Here is a 4,005-nt window from a genome sequence, read left to right as displayed (position 1 = left end):
CGGAGGCGTCCGCGACGTCCAGCCGCCAGCCGTCGACCTCGACGCGGTCACCGACCCTCGGGATACGGCCCAGGGCGGTCGCGAGGAGCCCGGCGAGCGTCTCGTACGGTCCCTCCGGGACCCGCAGGCCGATCGCCCGGAGCTGGTCCGTGCGGGCCGCGCCGTCGGCGGACCACAGCGCGCGTCCGTCGGCGTCCTCGCCCGCCCGCGCCAGGTCGGGTGTCTCGTGCGGGTCGTGCTCGTCCCGCACCTCTCCGACGACCTCCTCGACGATGTCCTCCATCGTCACGACGCCGGCCGTGCCGCCGTACTCGTCGATGACGACGGCCATGGTGGCTTTGCCGTACAGCCGGTCGAGCAGCCGGTCCACGGTCAGCGTCTCGGGGACGAGCACCGGCTCGCGCACCAGCTCGACGACCGGCGTGCGGTAGCGCTCGTCGGCGGGAACGGCCAGGACGTCCTTGATGTGCGCGGTGCCGATGACCGTGTCGAGGCTGCCCCGGTAGACCGGGAAGCGGGACAGGCCGGTCGCGCGGGTCGCGTTGGCGACGTCCTCGGCGGTCGCCTGTGCCTCCAGGGCGGTGACCTGGACGCGGGGCGTCATCACGTTCTCGGCGGTCAGCTCGGCCAGGTTCAGGGTGCGCACGAACAGCTCCGCCGTGTCCGCCTCCAGGGCGCCCTCCCTCGCGGAGTGGCGGGCCAGGGCGACCAGCTCCTGCGGGCTGCGCGCGGAGGCCAGCTCCTCGGCGGGCTCCAGGCCGATACGGCGCACCATGCGGTTGGCCGTGTTGTTGAGGTGGCTGATCAGCGGCTTGAACGCGGCGCTGAAGATCCGCTGCGGGGTGCCCACGACCTTGGCGACGCCGAGCGGGGACGAGATTGCCCAGTTCTTCGGCACGAGCTCACCGACGACCATCAGCACGACCGTCGACAGACCCGTGCCGATCACCAGCGCCAGCGAGGAGGCGACGGACGGGGACAGGCCGAGGCCCCGGATCGGGCCGCTGATGAGCTTCGCCACGGACGGCTCGGCGAGCATGCCGACGACCAGGTTGGTGACCGTGATGCCGAGCTGGGCACCGGACAGCTGGAAAGTGAGGGAGCGAACGGCCTTCAGGGCGCCGGCCGCGCCGCGCTCGCCGCGCTCGACGGCGGCTTCCAAGGCGCCGCGCTCGATCGTCGTGAGCGAGAACTCGGCCGCGACGAACGCGCCGCAGGCCAGGGCGAGGAGCAGCGCGACCAGGAGCAGCAGCACTTCCGTCATCGGTTCACCTCCGTCCCATGATCGGACAGGGGCGGCGGGAACGCGCGATTTCGGATCTGACTACTGGGAGGTTCGCCCATGGGCGGACCCTCACGACCTTTCATGAAACAGATGTACGTCCACCCATGGTAAAGGGCCGGCAAATTAATGTGACGATCAGTGATCATCCGCGGTCAGGGGCTTGACCCAGCGGCTCCACTGGGGCTCGGGTGCGTACCCGGCCGCGCGCCACGCGTGGTGGGCCCGCTCGTTGCGGTCGAGGACCATCGCGTCGCCGCGCCGCCCGCCCAGTCGGACGAACCGCTCCTCGGCCGCGGCGAGCAGTGCGCCGCCGATGCCCCGGCGGCGGCGGTCCGGGTGCACCGCCAGCCGGTACAGGTGGCAGCGCCAGCCGTCGAACCCGGCAATCACCGTGCCGACCAGCGCGCCGTCGGCGTCCTCCGCGAGCATCAGGGACTCGGGGTCGCGGGCGACCAGCCGCTCCACGCCCGCGCGGTCGTCGCTGATGCTCGTACCCTCCGCGGCCGCCTTCCAGAAGGCGAGGACGGCGTCGAAATCGGCGGGGGTCGCGGCGCGTATCCGAAGATCGTTCATGCGCGGTATCCCATCAGCCGCAGCCCCGGGCCGTCGATCGGTTTGCGTCCGAGGCGTCCGGCGTCCGACCCCTTGCGGGTGCTAGCGTCATGGCGCTAGCGTGGTGGGGTGGCGAAGACGCAGTTGAACGTACGGGTGGACGAGGCGACCGCCGAGGCCGCCCGGCGCAGGGCGCAGCAGCGGGGGGTCAGCGTGAACCGGTACATCGAGGAACTCGTCCAGCGTGACGCGGGCGAGGCGGGCCGCACCTTCGTGGACGCGGCGGCCGACTTCATGAAGCAGTACGAGTCGGTGTTCGCCGAGGAGTTCCGCGCGGAGCCCACGCACGGCCCGGCAGCTGACCGCAGCCCGGGCGCCGACCCGGCCCCCGGCTCCGGCGCCCGCCCGGAAGCCGCCCGCTGACACGGGCCCCGCCGGCCGTGCCCGTCCTGGGCCGGCCGTACCTCTTCGCTGCCCTGGAGCGTGTCCCGCACGTATGAACCTCTCCATCGACCTCGCCTGGCTGCTGATGGTCGCCGAGCAGAAGGTGCCCGGCGATCCGCAGGTCAACGACTGGGGCGCCCTCGTCGCCGCGGTGAGCCGGCACGACGCCGAGATCTTCGGGATCGCCGTCTACGACGACCCGCACGCCCGGGCGGCCGCACTGCTGCAACTGCTGCTGCACATCCCGGCGCTGGAGCACTCCAACGCGATGTTCGCCTCGGCGGTCGCGTACGGGTACCTGGTCGCGTCCGGGTTGCGTGTGACCACGTCGCCGGAGCGGGTGCGTGAGCTGGCCCGGCTGGTGAAGGGCGGGCGGGCCGATGTCCGCGCCATCGCCGCCGAGTTGCAGCGGTGGACCCTCTGACGTTCCAGGTCCGTGCGATCTCGTTACGTGAGGCCGACCGCCTCAGGGGAGGCCGACCGCGCCCGCGGCCCGGGCCGGGGCGTTCAGCGTGCCCTGGCCCGGGCCGCGAGCGCGGCGGCGGGGAGGAGGGCCAGGGCCAGCGCCCCACCGGTCGCGGCGAGCACCGGGTAGCCGGCGCCCGCGACGACGAAGCCGGACGTCATGCCGCCGACCGCCCCGGACGCCGCGATCCCCACATCGACCGAGCCCTGTGTGCGGGCGCGGGTCGCGAGGGCCACGCTGTCGGTGACGAGAGCCGTACCGCTGATCAGGCCCAGGTTCCAGCCGAGACCCAGCAGGACGAGGGCGAGGGCGAGCAGCGGCACCGACGAGGGCGGCGCGGCGGCCGCGAGTGCGCCGGCGGCGAGCAGGACGAGCCCGGACGCGGAGGCGATCCACAGCCGGCCGAACCGGTCGACGAGCATCCCGGTCAGCGGCGACGGCAGGAACATCGCCCCTACGTGGAGGGCGATCACCAGGCCGGACGCCGCGGTCGTGTGGCCGTGGTCCTGCATGTGGACCGGCGTCATGGTCATGATCGCCACCATGACGAGCTGGGCGAGCGCCATGATCCCGGCACCGAGCTGCACCCCGCCACGGAACGGCGGCGGGCCGTCGGCGGCGTCGGCGTCGGCGGCGTCGCCGGCCGTGGCCTCGGAGCGCGCGGCGCCGGCGGCCCTGGAGCCCGTGGAGCGCGCGGCGTCTGCGGCCCCGGAACCCGTGGCGTCTGCGGCCCCCGAGCCCATGGCGCCAGCTGCCCCGGAGCCCGCCGCGTCCGCGGCCCCCGAGACGTCGGCCTCCGCCGCGCCGGTCACCAGGTCACCGGCGGCCGGGTCACCGGTCACCGAGCCGCCCATCACCTCCGCCTCCCGGAGCCGCCGTTCCTCGATACGGCGGGCCAGCAGCAGCGGGTCGGGGCGCAGCCACACGGCGAGGATCAGCGCGCCCGCCCCGTAGGCGACGCCCGCCAGCAGAAACGGTCCCGCGAGCCGGGGCACGCCGATCGCCTCGGCCAGGACGCCGGTCGGCGCCGCCAGGTTGGGCCCGACGACCCCGCCGACCGTCGTCGCCACCAGGACGGTGCTCACCGCCCGGCCCCGGTGCCGCGCGTCCGCCAGGTCGGCGCCCGCGTACCGGGCCTGGAGGTTGGTGGCCGTGCCCGCTCCGTACACGAACAGGGCGACGAACAGCAGGGGCGCGCTGCCGGTGACGGCGGCCACGACCACGCCGGCGCTGCCGAGCGCGCCGGTCGCGTACCCGG

At 74.2% G+C, this 4,005-nt stretch carries 5 protein-coding genes; 2 read left to right on the top strand and 3 right to left on the bottom strand.

The window, feature by feature from the left end; translation table 11 throughout:
- The coding region (locus HTZ82_RS16035) for a hemolysin family protein (RefSeq protein WP_175410064.1) at positions 1 to 1,264 on the bottom strand (1,264 nt) is incomplete at its 3' end.
- A gap of 156 nt (positions 1,265 to 1,420) precedes the next feature.
- On the bottom strand, positions 1,421 to 1,858 hold the full coding sequence (locus tag HTZ82_RS16030; RefSeq protein ID WP_175410063.1) for a GNAT family N-acetyltransferase: 438 nt from the start codon (positions 1,856 to 1,858) through the stop codon (positions 1,421 to 1,423).
- Between the two features lie 108 nt (positions 1,859 to 1,966).
- Between HTZ82_RS16030 and HTZ82_RS16025 the strand changes: the two genes are divergently transcribed.
- Together HTZ82_RS16025 and HTZ82_RS16020 are read left to right on the top strand one after the other, a co-directional pair.
- Entirely contained in the window at positions 1,967 to 2,260 is a 294-nt protein-coding gene (locus tag HTZ82_RS16025) for a toxin-antitoxin system HicB family antitoxin (RefSeq protein WP_309235510.1), read from the top strand.
- 73 nt (positions 2,261 to 2,333) lie between these two features.
- Positions 2,334 to 2,705, top strand: a complete 372-nt coding sequence (locus HTZ82_RS16020; protein WP_175410062.1) for a fic family toxin-antitoxin system, toxin component — start codon at positions 2,334 to 2,336, stop codon at positions 2,703 to 2,705.
- Between the two features lie 83 nt (positions 2,706 to 2,788).
- On the opposite strand, the gene HTZ82_RS32290 is transcribed toward HTZ82_RS16020, so the two are convergent.
- Positions 2,789 to 4,005, bottom strand: a 1,217-nt coding sequence (locus tag HTZ82_RS32290; protein ID WP_254711893.1) for an MFS transporter, incomplete at its 5' end; no start/stop codon positions are given.

The sequence above is a fragment of the Streptomyces sp. TRM64462 genome (genome assembly GCF_013362995.1).
Lineage (GTDB): Bacteria > Actinomycetota > Actinomycetes > Streptomycetales > Streptomycetaceae > Streptomyces.
This window is presented reverse-complemented; position numbering and strand designations above follow the sequence as displayed.

Excerpts from the sequence above, each read along its gene's own strand:
- HTZ82_RS16030 (WP_175410063.1), bottom strand. The coding sequence starts at position 1,858 with ATGAACGATCTTCGGATACGCGCCGCGACCCCCGCCGATTTCGACGCC.
- HTZ82_RS16020 (WP_175410062.1), top strand. The coding sequence starts at position 2,334 with ATGAACCTCTCCATCGACCTCGCCTGGCTGCTGATGGTCGCCGAGCAG.